15 protein-coding genes are annotated in these 17,389 nt (G+C 50.5%); 4 read left to right on the forward strand and 11 right to left on the reverse strand.

Annotation, left to right across the window (positions count from 1 at the left end; all coding sequences use genetic code 11):
* Window positions 1-15 precede the first annotated feature (15 nt).
* From dtd to typA, 3 genes are all read right to left on the reverse strand, one after another.
* Window positions 16-453, reverse strand: a complete 438-nt coding sequence (gene dtd / locus F5I99_RS02375) for a D-aminoacyl-tRNA deacylase (RefSeq protein WP_151053474.1) — start codon at window positions 451-453, stop codon at window positions 16-18.
* 2 nt (window positions 454-455) lie between these two features.
* On the reverse strand, window positions 456-1,406 hold the full coding sequence (pip, locus tag F5I99_RS02380; RefSeq protein ID WP_151053475.1) for a prolyl aminopeptidase: 951 nt from the start codon (window positions 1,404-1,406) through the stop codon (window positions 456-458).
* Window positions 1,407-1,478: 72 nt separating this feature from the next.
* Window positions 1,479-3,287, reverse strand: coding sequence for a translational GTPase TypA (gene typA / locus F5I99_RS02385; protein WP_151053476.1), 1,809 nt, complete (start codon window positions 3,285-3,287; stop codon window positions 1,479-1,481).
* Between the two features lie 396 nt (window positions 3,288-3,683).
* On the opposite strand from typA, the gene glnA reads away from it, so the two are divergent.
* The 3 genes from glnA (at window position 3,684) to glnG (ending at window position 7,911) form a co-directional block, all read left to right on the forward strand.
* Window positions 3,684-5,090: a glutamate--ammonia ligase gene (glnA, locus tag F5I99_RS02390; RefSeq protein WP_151053477.1), complete on the forward strand. Its 1,407-nt coding sequence runs from the start codon at window positions 3,684-3,686 to the stop codon at window positions 5,088-5,090.
* Between the two features lie 336 nt (window positions 5,091-5,426).
* Window positions 5,427-6,500: a nitrogen regulation protein NR(II) gene (glnL, locus tag F5I99_RS02395; RefSeq protein WP_151053478.1), complete on the forward strand. Its 1,074-nt coding sequence runs from the start codon at window positions 5,427-5,429 to the stop codon at window positions 6,498-6,500.
* Window positions 6,484-7,911, forward strand: a complete 1,428-nt coding sequence (gene glnG / locus F5I99_RS02400; protein ID WP_151053479.1) for a nitrogen regulation protein NR(I) — start codon at window positions 6,484-6,486, stop codon at window positions 7,909-7,911. The genes glnL and glnG overlap by 17 nt, the downstream gene beginning before the upstream one ends.
* Window positions 7,912-7,991: 80 nt before the next feature.
* On the opposite strand, the gene F5I99_RS19410 is transcribed toward glnG, so the two are convergent.
* The 6 genes from F5I99_RS19410 to leuS all read right to left on the reverse strand — a co-directional run bounded on the left by F5I99_RS19410 (window position 7,992) and on the right by leuS (window position 14,393).
* Window positions 7,992-8,168: a hypothetical protein gene (locus F5I99_RS19410; RefSeq protein ID WP_191905933.1), complete on the reverse strand. Its 177-nt coding sequence runs from the start codon at window positions 8,166-8,168 to the stop codon at window positions 7,992-7,994.
* 37 nt (window positions 8,169-8,205) lie between these two features.
* On the reverse strand, window positions 8,206-9,582 hold the full coding sequence (locus F5I99_RS02405; RefSeq protein WP_151053480.1) for an ammonium transporter: 1,377 nt from the start codon (window positions 9,580-9,582) through the stop codon (window positions 8,206-8,208).
* 283 nt (window positions 9,583-9,865) lie between these two features.
* Window positions 9,866-10,219, reverse strand: a complete 354-nt coding sequence (locus F5I99_RS02410; protein WP_151053481.1) for a c-type cytochrome — start codon at window positions 10,217-10,219, stop codon at window positions 9,866-9,868.
* The gene (gene holA, locus F5I99_RS02415; protein WP_151053482.1) at window positions 10,216-11,250 is read right to left on the reverse strand and encodes a DNA polymerase III subunit delta; all 1,035 of its coding nucleotides are present in this window, start codon (window positions 11,248-11,250) and stop codon (window positions 10,216-10,218) included. The genes F5I99_RS02410 and holA overlap by 4 nt, the downstream gene beginning before the upstream one ends.
* Window positions 11,251-11,252: 2 nt before the next feature.
* A complete protein-coding gene (locus tag F5I99_RS02420; protein ID WP_151053483.1) occupies window positions 11,253-11,789 on the reverse strand; it encodes an LPS-assembly lipoprotein LptE in 537 nt (178 codons plus the stop codon).
* A gap of 9 nt (window positions 11,790-11,798) precedes the next feature.
* Complete coding sequence (leuS, locus tag F5I99_RS02425) at window positions 11,799-14,393, reverse strand: leucine--tRNA ligase (protein ID WP_151053484.1); 2,595 nt, start codon at window positions 14,391-14,393, stop codon at window positions 11,799-11,801.
* Between the two features lie 162 nt (window positions 14,394-14,555).
* On the opposite strand from leuS, the gene F5I99_RS02430 reads away from it, so the two are divergent.
* Window positions 14,556-15,113, forward strand: a complete 558-nt coding sequence (locus tag F5I99_RS02430; RefSeq protein WP_151053485.1) for a zinc ribbon-containing protein — start codon at window positions 14,556-14,558, stop codon at window positions 15,111-15,113.
* Here the strand turns inward: F5I99_RS02430 and lnt are convergent.
* The gene (lnt, locus tag F5I99_RS02435) at window positions 15,045-16,541 is read right to left on the reverse strand and encodes an apolipoprotein N-acyltransferase (protein WP_151053486.1); all 1,497 of its coding nucleotides are present in this window, start codon (window positions 16,539-16,541) and stop codon (window positions 15,045-15,047) included. The genes F5I99_RS02430 and lnt overlap by 69 nt on opposite strands.
* Before the next feature lie 3 nt (window positions 16,542-16,544).
* Window positions 16,545-17,387: an HlyC/CorC family transporter gene (locus tag F5I99_RS02440; RefSeq protein ID WP_151053487.1), complete on the reverse strand. Its 843-nt coding sequence runs from the start codon at window positions 17,385-17,387 to the stop codon at window positions 16,545-16,547.
* Window positions 17,388-17,389: the final 2 nt, after the last annotated feature.

Raw genomic sequence — 17,389 nt, forward strand, 5'->3', positions numbered from 1 at the left:
TGATACGCATCAATGTCAACTTTGCAGCAGAAAGGTAACCGGGCCGTCATTACACAGACTGACCTGCATCTCAGCGCCAAATTGACCCGTGGCTACCGGGCTGTGCATAGCTGTCGCCTGCTGAACAAAATAGTCATACAGTTGCTCGCCCCATGCCGGTGTCGCTCCTTGAGAAAAGCCAGGCCTAAGCCCCTTGCGAGTATCGGCGACCAGGGTGAACTGAGACACAATCATCAGGCCATGGCCGGTGTGCTTCAGGCTGAGATTCATCTTGCCATCCTGATCGGAAAAAATACGGTAGTTCAGTACTTTGTGTAGCAGCTTATCTGCATTTTCATGGCCGTCCTGTTTTTCCACGCCCAGTAGTAGCAGGATTCCCGGCCCGATCTCGCCGCTGCATTGGCCTGCTATATCAACTCTTGCCTGCGTAACACGCTGTATTAAGCCCTTCATGCTCAGGCCCTTTGGTTAGCGAAACGATCAGTTGCGCGAATCAAGTTGTCGGTAATACCCGGTTCAAAGGCTGAGTGGCCAGCGTCGCGGATTATATTCAATTCGGCATGGGGGAGTTTTTGGTAGAGGGCAAAGGCCTGCTCGATTGGGCAAACAACATCATAGCGGCCATGCACCAGGGTTATGGGGATATCCTGCAGTTTATGCGCCTCATTCAGAAGTTGTCCGGGACGCATAAAACAACCGTTAATAAAGTAATGGGCTTCTATGCGAGCCATAGCCAGAGCAACGTGGGGCTCACCAAAGTGTGTAGCAATATCGGCATTAGGATGCAGGGTGGAGCAACGTCCTTCCCAGATAGACCAGGCCTTGGCTGCCGCCATGCGGGCGATCTCATTATCAGCTGTGAGGCGCTGATAATAGGCTGTGAGCAGGTCACCCTGTTCTGCGACAGGAATAAGCTGCAGAAAATCGGCCCAGTAATCGGGAAAAATGGCACTGGCACCCTGTTGGTAAAACCAGTGGATATCCTGCTGGCGGCACAAGAATATACCGCGCAGAATCATGCCGCTTACCCGATCAGCATGCACCTGTGCATAAGCCAGGGCCAGGGTTGAGCCCCAGGACCCACCAAATAACAGCCATTGCTCAATGCCAAGGTGGGTGCGAATGGCTTCCATATCGTTAATCAGGTCAGTTGTAGTGTTATTGTCCAGGCAGGCATGAGGTGCTGAGCGCCCGCAACCGCGTTGATCAAACAGGATAATGCGGTAGTGGTTAGGGTTAAAAAAACAGCGGTGTGTCGGTGAGGTTGCGCCACCTGGTCCACCATGGATAAATACCACCGGAATGCCTTGCGGGTTGCCACTCTCTTCCACGTAAATCTGGTGGATCGTGTCCATATCGAGTCGATGTTCGGCGTAAGGGGCAATGTCAGGGTAGAGGGTGCGCATGCTCGACGGCTCCTGAGGGTACTTTCAAACAAAAAAAAGGCAGCCCGGAGGCTGCCCTTAGTTTAGCAAGCCTTACTTTTTATTGCGCTTACGTTCGTTCTCTTTCAAGAGTTTTTTGCGTATACGGATGCTGTTTGGTGTTACTTCTACCAATTCATCATCTTCAATAAAGTCGAGCGCTTGTTCCAGTGAAAATTTAACCGGTGGTGTGAGAACAATGTTTTCATCCGTACCTGACGCGCGCACGTTGGTCAGCTGCTTGCCTTTGGTGGGGTTGACCACCAGGTCGTTGGAGCGGCTGTGAATGCCTATGACCATGCCTTCATAGACTTCAACGTTAGGTGGCAAGAACAGACGGCCACGCTCCTGCAGGTTGAACAGGGCAAAACCAAGTACCTTGCCATTGACCATGGAGACCAGCACACCGTTTTGGCGCTCACCCATATCGCCGTCTTTAACACGGCCATAATGATCAAATACAGAGGTCATGATACCGGTGCCGGAGGTCATGGTCATAAACTGGCTGCGGAAACCAATCAGACCACGGGACGGGATCATAAAGGTCACACGTATGCGGCCTTTACCATCCACTTCCATATTGGTCATGTCACCTTTACGTTTACCCAGTTCTTCAATCACAGATCCCTGATGCTGCTCTTCAACGTCCAGCATGACCAGCTCATAGGGCTCACGGATTTCGCCATCAATTAATTTCTGAATAACTTCCGGGCGGGATACTCCCAGCTCGAAACCTTCACGGCGCATGGATTCAATCAGTACTGAGAGGTGCAGTTCGCCACGCCCAGATACCTTGAACTTCTCGGGCGTTTCACCAGGTTCAACACGTAAGGCAACGTTATGAATGAGCTCGCGTTCCAGGCGTTCTTTGATATTACGGCTGGTGACAAACTTACCTTCCTGGCCAGCAAAGGGTGAGTCATTGACCTGGAAGGTCATGGAGACTGTCGGCTCATCAACAGATAAGGCTGGCAGGGCTTCAACACAGTTTGGATCACACAGGGTATCAGAAATATTCAGCTGCTCCAGGCCGGTGATACAAACGATATCACCCGCTTCAGCTTCAGATATTTCAACTCGCTCAAGACCATGGTAACCCATAATCTGCAGTACACGGCCGGAACGTAGCCCGGCGTGACTATCAATGACTTTGACCTGGGTATTGGTTTTCAGACGACCGCGGGTGATGCGTCCAACACCGATAACGCCAACGTAGCTGTTGTAGTCGAGTGCGGAGATCTGCATCTGCAGCGGTCCATCAGGATCGACGCGAGGTGGGTGTACATGCTTGATGATGGCTTCAAACAACGGCGTCATATCGTCGGCCATATTTTCATGGTCAAGACCGGCGATGCCATTCAGGGCTGAAGCATAAACAACCGGGAAGTCGAGTTGTTCATCGGTTGCACCGAGGTTATCAAACAGATCAAACACCTGATCCATAACCCAATCAGGTCGGGCGCCAGGACGGTCAACTTTATTGATGACAACAATCGGATGCAGGCCTTGAGCAAAGGCTTTCTGAGTTACGAAGCGGGTCTGAGGCATGGGGCCGTCAACTGCATCTACCAGCAGTAGAACTGAGTCTACCATAGAGAGTACACGTTCTACTTCACCACCGAAGTCGGCGTGCCCCGGTGTGTCAACTATGTTGATACGGTAGTCATTCCACTTGATGGCCGTGTTTTTGGCCAGAATGGTAATGCCACGCTCACGCTCCTGATCATTGGAGTCCATGATGCGTTCTGCACTTTCATCGCGACGAGTCAGGGTACCTGACTGCTGCATTAGCTTGTCCACTAGTGTGGTTTTGCCATGGTCGACGTGCGCGATAATGGCAATGTTTCTGAGGTCTTCGATCACAGGTGTGTTCCAGGTTTCTTGGTAAAGCGCATTATTATACGCCAGTAACGCCGAACAATCGATGAAAGTTTGTTCAGTGTTTATTTTCAAAATGGTGCACTGCGATAGCGCAAGATTTCACGCTTTGGCGTAGTATAAGCAAGTCAGTGCACGCTATCAGAACCCTTAATGCTGTCATGCACTACTATGGTGCTGCTTAATGACATTGTGCACTATTTATGTGCATAAAAGTTTTGGGTGTGAGAGTGCAATTCGCCAGTCAGGCGGTAAATGGGTGGCTCTGACGAAATGGCACGAGGATTGCTTTAGAAATATCAAGCAGTCGTGCCGGATAGAACTCCGGTAGATCCGGCTTTCGGCAAATTCATGTAGATCAAAAAAAGGTAGGAGAGTCCTATGTCAGAGCATACTCTGAATCTGATTAAAGAACACAATGCGAAATGGGTTGATATGCGCTTTACTGATTTCAAAGGTAAAGAACAGCACGTAACCATCCCCGTTTCTGATATGGGTGATTCCTTCTTCGAAGAAGGCAAAATGTTTGATGGCTCCTCCATCGCTGGCTGGAAGGGTATTAATGAATCTGACATGATTCTGATGCCGGATGATGCTGCATCTGTTCTGGATCCTTTTACTGAAGCACCAACTATTATTGTTCGCTGTAATATCGTCGAGCCAGCAACCGGTCAGGGTTATGACCGTGATCCACGCTCTGTAGCGCTGCGTGCTGAACAGTATCTGGCGTCTACCGGTATTGCTGATTCTGCGATGCTTGGTCCGGAACCTGAATTTTTCGTATTTGATGAAGTGAACTGGCATGCCGATATCGGTGGCTGTGGCTATACCATCAGCTCTGAAGAAGCGTCCTGGGCATCCAGCCATAAAATTGAAGGTGGTAACACCGGTCACCGTCCACGCGTGAAAGGCGGTTACTTCCCAGTGCCACCGATCGACTCTCTGCATGACTTGCGTGCTGCAATGTGTGATGCCATGGAAGCCATGGGTCTAACCATTGAAGTGCACCACCATGAAGTGGCGACGGCTGGCCAGTGTGAAATCGGTGTGCGCGGTAATACACTGGTTAAGAAAGCCGACGAAGTGCAGATCCTGAAGTATTGTGTACACAACGTTGCACATGCTTACGGCAAAACGGCGACCTTTATGCCTAAGCCTCTGGTTGGTGATAATGGTTCAGGCATGCACGTACATCTGTCCATGTCCAAAGATGGCAAAAACATCTTCGCAGGTGACGGCTACGGTGGCTTGAGCGAATACGCACTGTATTACATCGGTGGTATTATCAAACATGCTAAAGCGTTGAATGCACTATGTAACCCGTCTACTAACTCTTATAAGCGTCTGGTACCAGGTTTTGAAGCACCTGTTATGTTGGCTTACTCAGCACGTAACCGCTCTGCCTCTTTGCGTATTCCTTATACTACTACACCTAAGGCACGTCGTGTGGAAGCTCGCTTCCCTGACCCAGCTGCCAACCCCTACTTGTGCTTTGCCGCCTTGTTGATGGCGGGTATTGATGGTATACAGAACAAAATCCATCCTGGCGATCCTGCAGATAAAGATCTGTATGACCTGCCACCAGAAGAAGCCAAGCAGATTCCTACCGTGGTATCCAGCTTGACTGAAGCCCTGGATAGTCTGGAAGCTGATCATGAGTTCCTGACTAAAGGCGGCGTGTTCTCCAAAGATATGCTCGATGCCTACATCAAGCTGAAACGTGCTGAAGTTGAGCGCGTGAATATGACAACGCACCCTGTTGAGTTTGACCTTTACTACTCTGTTTAAGATGAGCAAGGTTTAACCCGATCGCTGAGAAGCCTCCTGACGGAGGCTTTTTTATGTAAAGGATGTACGGGCAGAAAATTGCTCCTGCATTTTCTGCATAAGCGCCGTCCATGGCGCGATATGTCGCGGGTGCATGGATGCGCAGGAGCGGCGCTGCTCCCTCTTAACGCAAATCACTGTACTAATAAATAGCAAGCGCACAGAATTGGTGCACTAGGTGTGAGTTGCTTAAGGCTAATATGACCGTAAAACCCGTATCCACTGCACTTATTTGGATCGTAAGGGGTTATTTAAGTGGCACCTTTCTTGCTATAACAATGCAAGAGGAGATGTTTAATGCCAATAAAATCGATTCATCAGCAGATACTGGATAACCTGACAACGTCAGTGATTCTGCTCGATAATCAGCTGTTTATAACCTATATGAACCCAGCGGCAGAAATGCTGTTGCAAGCATCCATACGCCGCTTAAAAGGTAAGGCTATTTATGAATGGCTGGTGTTTAGTGAAGAAGATCTGGATTTGATGCGTGATGCCTTAACATCGCTGCATCCTTACAGTAAACGTGAAGCCCGTCTGATGAATGCCATGGGGCAAGAGTTACTGATTGACTATAGTGTCAATTTATCTCCCTCGCTGGGGTTGCTCCTGGAAGTTCAGGCAAGAGACCGTTTGCTGCGTATTGAGCGTGAAGAGGAGCTATTATCCCGTCATGCAACAGCGCGTTCATTGGTCAGAGGTTTAGCACATGAAATTAAAAATCCATTAGGTGGAATTCGTGGGGCGGCCCAGTTGCTTGAGCGTGAACTGACGGATGTTGATCTACACGATTATACTCGTGTGATCATTGATGAGGCGGATCGTTTGCGCAACCTGGTGGACCGTTTGTTGGGTCCTCATAAGTTGCCCCATCTGGAAATGGTTAATATTCATGCCATCCTGGAGCGTGTCTGCCACTTGGTCAGGGCTGAATCTGAAGAGAAAATCAGTCTGACTCGCGATTATGATCCAAGTATTCCGGAGTTTTCCGGGGATAAAGAGCAGTTGATTCAGGCTATTCTGAATATTGTCCGTAATGCCATGCAAGCGCTGCATGAATCAGCCACTGAAGAACCCTCTATCACCATTAAAACTCGTGCGTTGCGCCAGATGACGCTGGGTACCGAAAGACACCGGTTGGTGTGTTCAATTGAAATAATCGATAACGGTCCGGGTATTCCAGAAGAGCTGGCATCTAGTATCTTTTACCCGATGGTGACCGGGCGTGCCGAAGGCTCCGGCCTGGGCTTATCCATTGCACAAGCTATCATCAATCGACATCGTGGACTGATAGAGTGCACTACAGAGCCGGGCCAGACACGATTTCACTTACTAATACCACTGGAGCAGAATCATGAATACAAGCGGTAATGTCTGGGTGGTTGATGATGACCGTTCGATACGCTGGGTGTTGGATAAGGCCTTAAGTTCCGCTGGATTGAAAACCGCTATTTTTGAAAGTGCGGACCAGTTGCTGAAAAAGCTGTCACTGGAACAACCGGATGCCATTATCAGTGATATCCGTATGCCGGGAATGGATGGACTGGAAATGCTGGAGCGTATCCATGTTGACTATCCTGACCTGCCCATCATTATTATGACCGCACATTCCGATCTGGATAGTGCTGTGGCGTCTTATCGTGGTGGCGCCTTCGAGTACCTGCCCAAACCCTTTGATGTGGATGATGCCGTTGCGCTGGTCGCCAGAGCAGTAGAGCATGCGCATGAACGGCGAGAAAAAGCTCCCGATCTTATTGAGACTGATACCGCTGAAATTATTGGTGAAGCACCGGCAATGCAGGAAGTATTTCGCGCTATCGGACGTTTGTCACAATCCAATATAACCGTGTTGATCAATGGTGATTCAGGTACGGGCAAAGAGTTGGTGGCACATGCACTGCATCGACACAGTCCACGGGTCGCGCATCCGTTTATTCCACTTAATATGGCAGCAATTCCTAAAGATCTGATTGAGTCTGAACTATTTGGTCATGAAAAAGGCGCGTTTACCGGTGCAGCTGCTGCCCGTCGAGGTCGCTTTGAGCAGGCCGATGGCGGTACGCTGTTTCTGGATGAAATTGGTGATATGCCCGCTGATACGCAGACGCGTCTACTACGTGTGTTGGCTGATGGTGAGTTTTATCGAGTGGGTGGTCATACCCCGGTTAAAGTGGATGTTCGCATTATTGCGGCGACCCATCAGAACCTGGAAACCCTGGTTCAGGAAGGGCGCTTTCGCGAAGATTTATTCCATCGTCTGAATGTTATCCGCATTCATATTCCCAGATTGTCACAAAGGCGTGAAGATATCCCGAGGTTGGCTCGCTATTTCCTGGCACGTTCAGCCGAAGAGCTGAGTGTAGAGCCAAAAACCCTTAAAGCCGAGACAGAAGAGTTTATTTGTGATCTACCCTGGCCGGGTAATGTCAGGCAACTGGAGAATACCTGCCGCTGGTTAACAGTGATGGCTTCAGGTCGGGAAGTACTGATCTCTGATTTACCCCCAGAGTTGCTCGACCGACCGGAAATTAGCCAGCCTGCTGGGGGCAGTTGGGACCAGTTGTTGCGTAACTGGGCGGATCAGCAGTTGAGTCGTGGACGCAAGTCTATTCTCAATGAAGCCTTGCCAATGTTTGAGCAGGCAATGATAGAGATCGCGCTGAAGCATACCGCGGGGCGCAAACGGGATGCAGCCGAGTTGTTGGGTTGGGGCCGAAATACCTTAACGCGCAAGATCAAAGAATTGGGAATGGAGGCTGATGAGGATGATGATGAGAGTTAGTGATCATTATTAGCCGGTATGGCTATTAAGTGTCTGGTGCTGGCAGCTCTGCTAAGAGAGCTGCCAGTCAACCACGATCCTCAGCGATTTTTCAAAGGATCCATTGGACTGCTGAAGCTGTGTTTTTCGTGCTTCGCACTAGCGACTACCACCAAGATGACCGCGGCAGCAACACCGAGTGTAATCAGACTCAATATTACGGGTTTGTCGAAGAAGGTGAACACCGCGCTGGCACCTTCAAATGTAGTTAGACTCATGGTTGATCCTCTTAATTAATATGTTTTAGCCAGCGGCTTAAGCAAGCTTGTTTTCTAAAGGTATTGAGGTTGCCGGGCTGCTGTTTTCGAAACGAGTAACTGCTGCTTGTCCATGCATTGCATCCCATTCCGGATAGGCTTGTGCTGGTACTTCGGTCAGATCCAGTCCGCGCTCTTCAGCCTGTCTGGGAACTCGCAGCATGCCCACCTGTTTTAGCAGGTAAGAGAGCATGTAGCCTGGAATGAATCCCAGTGAAGCCATCACGATCGCACCGACAAGTTGGCCAGTAAAGCTGATATCGGCCATGCCTTCCATGTTTGGATAGCCACTAAGAAAAATGCCGCTGATCAGTAATCCGGCGAAACCGGCAAATCCGTGTACCGCAAAAGCACCTACGGCATCATCAATGCGGAGGCGCAGTAGTAGCTGATTCATCATTGGGGCTAAGCAACCAACCCCGAGTGCGATTAGGTAAGCAAGTCCTGGGTGATAGAGGTCAAGTCCTGGTGCAATCGAAATAATACCGACCAGTCCGCCAGACATCATCCAGAAAGGCTCGCGGCTGATCAGGTATGCACCGACAACACCGCCGGCAAAACCCATCAAGGTATTAAAGGAAAAAGCCGAGAGTGTGGTCGGTTGGCCATATATGTTGATCCACTGAGCTCCTCCGTTATAAATGATGCAGCCACCGAGAAAGCCAAAAAAACCAACAATAATCAGCATCAGTCCAACAACACTCATTGGCATGCTATGGCCAGCAATGGGATTGACCGAGCCATCGGTGTTAAAGCGTCCGATACGCGGCCCCAGGTTAATCACCACGGCTAGTGCAAAAAAGCCAGCAACCATGTGTACTACGCCTGCAGCGCCTACATCATGGTAACCCCATTTTACCGTCAGCCAGCCTTCTGGATGCCAGCCCCAAGCTGCTGCGAATAGCCAGAGTACGCCCCCGAGCAATAACGTCAGTATCAGGAAGGCGCTGACACGAGCGCGTTCAATGATTGCGCCAGAAAAAATAGAGCCGGTCGTGGCGGCAAAAAGCGCGAAAGCACCCCAGAAAATGCCGGTAGCATTATCCTGGATGTTGGGTCCCATTGATTCACTCCAGGGCATAGATGCCATGAATGCGTCCATCCTTGGCACTAACCCATCCGGAAATGCGTTGTAAATTGCCCAGCCGATAAGGTACACAGCTGGAATGATCAGCGCGAAGGCGAGGATGTTTTTTACCCCGGCAGCCAGGGCATTTTTCAGTCGAGATGCGCCAATTTCATAAGAGAGAAATCCGGCATGTATCAGTATCATCAGGGCGGTGCACCACCAGTAAAAAATCTCCATGTTCAGGGTGTTGGTCATATCGATCAGAGCATGTAGCTCGGCAAGGGAAGGAGTTTGAAGCTCATCCATAGGTCAATCCTCAGAAAGGTTGTTGGGGCGGCTAAAAACACAGTCATAGACAGACTGAAAGGTCTGCCAATTATTTATTTATGGTTATATAATGTTCCTCTAAGGAATGTAAGCAGGGTCCGTGCCAAGTTGCTTTTAAGTAGGTATTTAAGGCTGGAAGCAAGAGCATTCGGGGCACGTGGTGTTTGGTAAGGTATTTTTGTGACTAAGGATTGACAGAAAAATGCATCAAAATCGTCCAGTAATATGCTCGCTGCCTGTATATGGGGCAGCTGATGGGGACTCAGTCTACAGTCTGTGTGTTTTCATGTAAGCGTTGCTCGCGTTGACGCCGACGCAGATCTACAGCGTAGCGGGCGACAGTGTTTGCTTGTTCGTCGCTCAGGTCGGGAAAGTGCCCCATGGGATGACCAAACTGGTAGCCATGTTTAATAATTAGGACAACATCATGCACTTGCAGTTGGCTGATACCAACTGGCAGGTTTTGTAACTCATCTCCAAGGCCCCGATAAGTGTGACATTCCCGGCAGTAGTAGCCATAAAGCTGTTCCCCGCTGGTCATTTTGGCTGGCGGGATATCTGCGTCACAGGCAGTCAAAAACAGCATGAAAAGCAGTAAGGGTAGGATGGACTTCATCGATCCTCCAGTGCCGGTAGTAGGGAAACTCCTGCAAGCTTGAGTGCAATTTGACGGATGATCAACCAGGGGCTTTGGTCATGCATCCCCTTGATGGCATGGTCGGCCAAAGCCGCTGATTTCAGCAATGACTCCAGTGTTGTGGACGCCTGGGTCTGGCTAGCCTTACGTACCAGAGCTTTGCGTTTACCCCAGATGCGCTCTTTTTGACACAGGCTATCGTATTGTTGGCCCTGTTGCAGTGCCAGCTGAACATTATACAGCGTGCGGATTTCCCGGGTTAGTGCCCAGAGCACCACGGGTGCTTCAAGTCCTTCCTGGATTAGTGCCGTGAGGATTTTTTCGCAGCGTTCTGGTTGTCGGCTTAGCGCGGCTTCGGTTAAGGCAAATACATCGTAGCGTGAACTATCTGAAACCGAGGCAATAACTTGCTCAGCAGTGATTTGGGTATCCGGAAACAAGAGTTGCAGCTTAGCCAGCTCCTGGTGTGCTGCCAAGAGGTTGCCCTCAATGCGTTCTGCCAGTACCTGCAAGGCTTCATCATTGAGTTGCATTCCCTGGCTGGCTGCACGCTGAGACAACCATTGCGGTAGTTGTGCCGCGTCAGGTGCATGCACTTCAATCAGCAGCCCATCTGTTTCCAGGTGCTTGAACCAGGCTGATTTGCGGCTGGCCGCATCGGCTTTCTCCATAATCAGCAATAATGCTGTATCAGGGGGAGGGTCTCTGAGCCAACCAAGCAGTAGCTGACCGTCGCCTTTATTGATTTTATGGCTACCCAAGCGGATCTCGACGATCTTTCGGTCAGCAAACAGGGACAGTTCATTGGTACCTAACAGTGTGGTTTCCCAGCTGAAATGGCTGTCTGACTGATGCACGTCACGTTCACTGAAACCCTGTTGTCTCAGATAAGCACGAATCTGGTCGGCCGCCTCTTGGGATTGCAAGGGTTCATCACCGATTACCAGAAAAACGGGGCTGGCAGTGAATCGCTGCAAAGCCCCGTGTAATTGCTCGGCCCGAAGTTTCATGGTCAGTTAGCGGATGCTGGTGGACGCAGGCGAATATATTGACGCATAATCTGCTGGGCCAAATCCTGATGCATCTGCTGACGCAATACTGGTTCCTGCGAATTGCTGGCGGTAATGTTGGCGCTATCAACGTTGTAGGAGCGCTCAGACGTCAGTGTGCGTGGTGGGAGTAATTCCTCACCTTCCTGATCAGTCACTCTGAAGGTGACTTCGCCGCGCAACTCGTATTCCGATGCTCTTGCGCTGCTATCCAATGATAGGGTGCGGCGGTCAAAGCGTTGCTCCAGCAGCTCGATTCGATAAGGTGCCTCGCTGGTGATTTCAACACCATTGGCTTCCAGAGCTTGCTCTAACGTCCGCTCCAGTTGTGGATCATTTGAATCACTCAGTAGAGTCACCTGTTTCAGAGATTCAGGAATGTCGTATAGCCCGCGCAATTTGAAACCACAGCCACTGATTACTAGTAATAGCAGTGTCAGTAGTAGAGCTTGCACCAGTGTTCGCTGCAAGGAGGATTGAGAGCCGGTTAGATGGACCATAGGGATCTCCTAGCCTACCACGATGTTTAGCAGTTTATTGGGAACGGCGATTTTCTTGCGCAGCGTTTTGCCCTGCATGTGCTTTTGCACATTTTCTTCCGCCAGTGCCAAATGCAGCAGGGTATCCTCATCGGCATCTGCTGCGACTTCTATACGGGCTCGTACCTTGCCATTCACCTGTACAACAATCTCCACGGTTGAGCGGGTTAACGCGGCTTCATCCACCAGCGGCCAGGTCGCCTCGATTACTGCCTGTTCATGGCCCAGGTGCTGCCAGAGTTGATGGCAGATGTGCGGGACGATGGGCGACAGCAATAGTACAGCCGTTTCCAGGGCTTCGTGCATAACGGCACGTCCCTGTGGACTGACATCATGAAATCGACCAATGGCATTGGACAGTTCCATAATGGCAGCAATAGCTGTATTAAAAGTCTGGCGCCGTTCGGTATCATCCGATACTTTTTGAATCGTTTCATGTACTTTGCGACGTAACTCGGTTTGCTCATCACTCAGATCTGAGGCTTTCAGTGAATTTACCGGAAGGCCATGCTGAAGATGATCGTGCACCTGCTTCCACAAGCGGCGCAGGAAGCGATGTGCACCTTCAACGGCTGAATCAGACCATTCCAGCGATTGCTCAGGCGGTGCAGCAAACATCATAAACAAACGCACTGTATCGGCACCATAGCGATCTATCATCAGCTGGGGGTCAATACCGTTGTTTTTAGATTTAGACATTTTCGCCATACCTGACACGATCACCGGCTCACCGTCTAATTTATGGCGAGCACTAATAATGCGGCCTTTCTCATCGGTTTCAGTAATAACATCGGCTGGCGCAATCCAGGTCTGACCACCCCGCTCATCTTCACGGTAATAGGTTTCGGCCAGTACCATGCCCTGACAGAGCAAGCGTGTAAACGGCTCGTCAGAGTCCACCAGGCCTTCATCACGCAGGAGTTTGTGATAAAAACGCGAGTAGAGCAGATGCAAAATAGCATGCTCTATACCACCAATATACTGGTCCACTGGCAGCCAATAACTGGACTGAGCCGGATCAAGCATGGCATTAGTTGACGAGCGGCTGGCAAAGCGAGCGGCATACCAGCTGGATTCCATAAAGGTATCAAAGGTATCAGTTTCACGCTCGGCAGCGCTGCCACATTCAGGGCAGGTCGTCTGGATGAAACTGTCCATTTTTTTAAGTGGCGAACCAACGCCATCAAACTCGACATCTTCTGGTAGCACTACGGGCAACTGATCTTCCGGAACAGCGACCGGACCGCAGTCAGGACAATTGATGACCGGAATCGGTGCGCCCCAGTAACGCTGACGCGAAACACCCCAGTCACGCAGGCGGTAATGGATAGTGACTTTGCCGCGTTTACGCTTAGACAACTCCTTGGTAATGGCCTTGAAAGCCATATCGAACTCCAGATCATCATAGTCACCGGAGTTGATTAACGGGCCTTTTTCGGTAAAAGCTTCCTTGTCCAGGTCGATTTCAACCTGGTTGTTCAAGCTGGTGATCACTTGCTTGAGTGGCAGGTTGTATTTGCGTGCAAACTCCCAGTCGCGCTGATCATGAGCGGGTACAGACATGACCGCACCTGAACCGTAATCCATTAATACGAAGTTGGCTGTCCAGACAGGGATCAGTTCACCCGTTAGCGGATGTAAGGCTTCAATGCCCAAGGCCACGCCTTTCTTTTCCATAACCGCTATATCGGCTTCAGCCACTTTCATGTTGCGGCAGTCAGCAATAAAGTTAGCGATTTCTGAATTGTTTTCAGCCGCTTTGAGCGCCAGTGGATGCTGTGGTGCTACGGCCATATAGGTGACGCCCATCAGGGTATCCGGGCGAGTGGTAAAGACTTCCAGATCACCATAATCGGGTACATGGAAGCTGATCTCAGCCCCTTTTGAACGACCTATCCAGTTGCGTTGCATGGTCTTGACCTGTTCAGGCCAGTGCTCCAATTTATCCAGATCATCCAGGAGTTGATCAGCATAATCTGTGATCTTAAGAAACCATTGCGGAATTTTTTTGCGCTCTACTAAAGCGCCCGAGCGCCAGCCGCGGCCATCAATAACCTGTTCGTTGGCAAGCACGGTCTGATCGACCGGGTCCCAGTTCACTTCAGCATCACGCTTGTAAACCAGGCCTTTTTTCATCAGCTTGGTGAAAAACCATTGTTCCCAGCGATAGTACTCCGGGTGGCAGGTGGCCAGTTCCCGCGACCAGTCGTAACCAAACCCCATGCGACAGAGTTGATTGCGCATGTAGTCAATATTTTCGTAGGTCCACTTGGCGGGTGCTACGTTGTTGTTGATTGCAGCATTCTCGGCTGGCAGGCCAAACGCGTCCCAGCCCATAGGTTGCAGTACACTTTTACCCTGCATGCGCTGATAGCGCGAGATCACGTCGCCAATGGTGTAATTACGTACGTGGCCCATGTGCAACCGCCCGCTGGGGTAGGGGAACATAGACAGGCAGTAGAATTTTTCTTTCTGCGGGTCATTAATGGCTTTGAAGCTTCCCTTTTCTTCCCAGAAGCGCTGGGCAAGGGGTTCTATTTCCTGCGGCTGATAGTGCTCGTTCATCGTATCTGGTTAAAACTCTTATTCATGGGCTGGGGAGAAGGTAACTTCTGCAACAGCTCGTAATTTATTGGAAAGATTTATAGATGCGGCATAGCATACAATATATACAAGCCTGCAAACAGAGCTTAATCTCATCACCCTGACGGTGATTAAGGAGTAGTTATGCAAGATTCAGATAAAAAACCGGTAAAGCATTCCGAAGTGGCACCTGAAGTCTATGATCGTATTCTGGACAGGTTGCGTCGGAACATTGATGAAGCCGGTGAATCGACTTGGGAATCCCTGCAAGAGACCATCCAGGAGGCTATCGAGCTGGAGATGGCCGCTGAAGAGATGACTCGGGATGAAATGGACCTTCTCAGGGCCTATATAGAACGAGATCTTAAGCAGATAGGTTATTATGCACATGAAACAGGCGAAGGGATTGCGGCCTGGCTGAATTTTGATCTGAATGCGCTGGAGCAGACAGTGATGAACCGGTTGTGGGAGTTGGCGGATAAAACCCGCGTGCAGCATGAGCTGTTACGTGAACAGTTAACGCATGCTGATCAGCAATATCTGGCGGGCGAAATTACCTTGCCGGGACGTTTGCAATGTGTCAGTTGTGGTGAGCCGCAATTGTTAATCAAAACCAGCGTTATTGATGCCTGCTCAGCCTGTCATGGCGTGATCTTTGAACGCTCGCCAGGGCCTTGGCCACAAACCGAGCAACAACAGTAGCAGGCTGATTCCCAGTACTGGCCAGACGCCTACTTTTTGATAAGGTGTCTGACCCTGCATGGACGGGATGCTTGCACTGAGTACACCGGGCTGTTTTCGGCTGAGTCGTTGGTTGAGGCCTCCATCCGGGGCAATGACGGCGGTGATGCCGTCGTTGGTGCCGCGAATTACCCAGCGCCCGTTCTCCAGTGCGCGCATGCGGGCTATTTGCAGGTGTTGTTCGGCGGCAAGTGAGTCACCAAACCAGGCATCATTGGATACCGTTAAAATCAAGTCGCTATTCATCGCCGAGCGTCGGGTCAGTTCTGGATAGGCAATTTCATAGCAGATAAGGGTCGCTAGTTGGGTTTGTCCTACTTGCAGCATCAGATCGGTGTGCTCTGGCAGGCTGAATTCGGACATCGGCAGGTCAAAGAAATCGATCAGTCCGCGCAGCTGCTGCTCCAGCGGCACATATTCACCAAACGGAACCAGACGCTGCTTATGGTAGACGCCATTGCCCTGGCTGAAAATACCCAGGCTGTTATGAAAGCGTCTGATGTCAGGGTTGTCAGTGTCATAGGTCATAAACGGAAACCCGCTGATCAGTGTGGTGCCAATGGTATTCAAATGACTGAAAAAGTCCTCAGTGTAAGGTGCTGCCTGATAGTAGAGGCTTGGTATGGCCGTTTCCGGCCATACAATCAGATCATGGTCTTGGTAGGGCTTACTGAGGTCAATATGCTGTTGCAATATTGCCTCCAACTGGCTGGAATCCCATTTTTCATGCTGGGAAATATTGGGTTGCACCAGGGCAACTTGCAGGTGGGGTACAGGTTTTTCGCTGGTCCAACTGCTTGGAAGACTTAAGCTCAGTAAGGGGAGTGCCAGTGCCAGAAATAACGGCTTGGAAGAGCGTTGGGTGATAGCCTGGACGCTACCGATCGCCAGGCAAAGCGTCATCAGCGATAAGCCCCACACTCCCGATAATCCAGCCAGTGATTTAAGCGGAGTATCCAGCCAGGTGTAGCCGAGTAGCAGCCAGGGAAAACCGGTGAGAAACCAGCTGCGCAACCACTCAAATCCTATCCATACAGCAATAAAACCTAGCCATGAGGTCGTTTTACTGTGGAAGATACGCACTAAAAGCCAGGCTTGTAAGGCGAACAACAGTGCCAGTGCCATAACAAAGAGACTGGTGGCGAGTGTCGCCAGTAGCACTGAAGCGCCGCCATAGACATGGATGCTAACCCAGACCCAGGAGACCCCGGCTCCGAAGAATCCGCAGCCGTAACACCAGCCAATCCAGGCTGCTTTGAGTGGTTGGATATCTTTTAGTAGTAGAAAAAGAGCCGCTGGGCTAATCAGTGCAAACAGGGGCAGGCTGAACGGCGCGAATGCAAATACAGCCAAAGCACCGCTCAGCAATGCCCCTGCAGTCCGGATCATCAATCAGACTTCCTCAGGGGTAACCTGTAATAAGCGGATGCGGCGATTGTCGGCAGAGATGACACTGAAGGCGAGACCTTCAAGCGAAACAGCTTCGCCTTTGCAAGGCAGGCGCCCGAAGCTCTGGGTAATGATGCCACCAATGGTATCGAATTCTTCATCTGAAAATTCACTATTGAAAAATTCGTTGAAATCATCAATCGGTGTCAGCGCCTTGACCAGATAACCTTTGTCATCCAAAGCTTTGATATTGCCTTCGTTTTCATCCTCATCATGCTCGTCTTCAATCTCGCCGACGATTTGCTCCAGTACATCTTCAATGGTGATCAGACCAGATATGCCGCCATACTCATCAACCACGATGGCCATGTGGTTGCGTGTTCCTCGAAACTCCCGTAGCAGCACGTTCAGGCGCTTGCCTTCGGGAATGAATACGGCTGGACGCAGGCAGTTGGCCAGGCTGAAGTTTTCCAGATTACCTTCCAGCATATAGGTCAACAGGTCTTTGGCCAGCAGTATGCCAACGACTTCATCCGGGTTTTCACCGCAGACCGGAAAGCGCGAATGGGCCGTTTCAATAATGACGGGCAGAAAATCTGCTGGACACTGGTTGATCTGGACCATGGTGACTTGCGAGCGCGGAATCATCGCATCGCGCACTTTCATGTCAGAAACCTGCATGGCGCCTTCAATGATACTCAGGGCGTCATTATCAAGCACTCCGGCTTCAGCCGCTTCGTACAGGCCGCTGATCAGATCTTCACGTGTGGGTGGCTCGTCTGAGAAGGCTTGAGCTAATTTTCCTAGCCAGCCTTTACTGACGGCGCCCGATCGGTCTTCGCTCATGA

It is taken from the genome of Nitrincola iocasae (assembly GCF_008727795.1).
Classification (GTDB): Bacteria; Pseudomonadota; Gammaproteobacteria; order Pseudomonadales; family Balneatricaceae; genus Nitrincola; species Nitrincola iocasae.